The organism is Mycobacterium sp. (assembly GCF_049673265.1).
Taxonomy (GTDB): Bacteria; Actinomycetota; Actinomycetes; order Mycobacteriales; family Mycobacteriaceae; genus Mycobacterium.
This window is the reverse complement of record NZ_JBATXN010000174.1, coordinates 1-1,788: the sequence shown is the minus strand read 5'-3', so window position 1 is coordinate 1,788 and position 1,788 is coordinate 1. Positions and strand designations below refer to the sequence as shown.

Genomic DNA, 1,788 nt, shown 5'->3' with positions numbered 1-1,788 from the left:
AACAAGTAGTTGCCGCCGGTAGCCATCGCGCTGAGCGGGTCACCTAACGCCACGGCGAGGTCGAAATCGCCGGCCGGTCGGCAGTGCTGTTGGTGCCATCAGCAGTCGCGATCGCAAAATTGCCGCCCACCCCCGCACCAGCGTCGCTGTGATCGCCGTTGGCGATTGCCAGGTCGAAGTTGCCCCCAACCCCGCGCCAGCGCTGCTGTCTGTGCCGTGGGGCCGCTGGCAACGGCGGCGTCGGCGACAGCATCGGCCCACGTTTCACTAATGTCCGCGCACTCGGCAACGGCGGCGCCGGCGGGCCGGCTATTCGGGTGGGGCCGGCGGCTATGCCGGCGATAACGGCGGTGCGGGGTACGGGTTCGTCGTTGATCGGATACGGCGGGGCCGGCGGCGCTGGCGGGGCCGCCGGGTGGGGGTTTTCGGCTGTTTCCAGCGGGTTGAGGTGGCCAACTTCATGTGTAACGGTTGCGACACGGTCACGGATCGATACCTATTCAGGTCTCAGCAGACGCAGTAATCACATCCGCCACTATCGTCACATAGGCCAACGGCGGCCGTCAATGCGACGGCTCGTCTCTGGGAAGGGTGGCATATGTCGGCGAAGCGTCGAATCGTTTCAGTATCGGTGGCGTCGGCGGCCGTCGTCGGACTGGTTATTCCGGTCGGCGTGGCGCCACCGGCGTTCGCCACACCTTGCAGCGCCCCGGAGGCAAACGGCCCCGCCCCAGCCGCGCTTCCGGAGATGCCCGCGCCCGCGCCGGTCGTCGCGCCACCGACTGGGCGCAGGCCTCGAGGCGCCAACGAAAAGGCGCCGCTACCCAAATTGGGTCCGCTGATCTCCCAATTCCTCAAACCCCTGACCCGTAATCCCGCGCAGCTTCAGGCGGCGGTGACGCCCGGGCCCACTCCGCCGGGTGCTCCGCCGGGCGCCATCCCACAGTCCCCGAACGCCAATCAGGCGGTTCCGCAAGCCGTGCCGGCACCGCCCGCGCCCCCTGCCAACATCGCGGGTGCTCCTACCTCGCTCGTCGACTTCGTGACCGGTCCGAACAGCCCGAACAAGACCCTCGACCGGTTCGGTATCTCCGGAACTGACCTCGGGATACCTTGGGACAACGGCGATCCCGCCAATCGTCAGGTGCTGATGGCCTTCGGCGACACCTTCGGCTACTGCAGCGTGCACGGCCAGCAATGGCGGTACAACGTGCTCTTCCGCAGCCAAGACCGCGATCTGAACCAGGGCATCCACGTCGCGGACGGGGTGCCGAACAACCCTTACTCCGGTTCGCCGGTATGGGCGCCGGGCCTGTCCAAGCAAGTCGTCAACAGCATCCACAAGGCGGCGCACGAGACGGGAATCATTCCGACGTCGGCGATGTCCCTCGGCAGAACGCAATACATGAACTTCATGTCGATCAGGAACTGGGGCCATGACGGCGAATGGTCGACGAACTACTCGGGACTCGCGAGATCGGTTGATAACGGTCAGAGTTGGGGCATCTTCCCGGGCAGCATCCGCCTGGCCGCGGCTGACACAGTCCCGGGCGGCCACTACTTCCCGGGCAACGAGAACTTCCAGATGGGCGCGTTCATGAAAGGCAAGGACGGTTACCTCTACTCATTCGGGACACCGTCCGGACGCGGCGGCCCGGCGTTCCTGTCACGGGTTCCGCCGAACTTCCTGCCCGACCTCAGCAAGTACCAGTACTGGAACGGCGAGGGCAAGGGCTGGGTGGCGCGGGACCCGAGTGCGGCGACGCCAATTTTCCCGGGTCCGGTAGG

At 66.3% G+C, this 1,788-nt stretch carries 1 protein-coding gene; it reads left to right on the top strand.

The window, feature by feature from the left end:
• Window positions 1-598 precede the first annotated feature (598 nt).
• A partial coding sequence (locus WBF82_RS05975) for a DUF4185 domain-containing protein (RefSeq protein WP_424382156.1) occupies window positions 599-1,788 on the top strand: 1,190 nt, incomplete at its 3' end.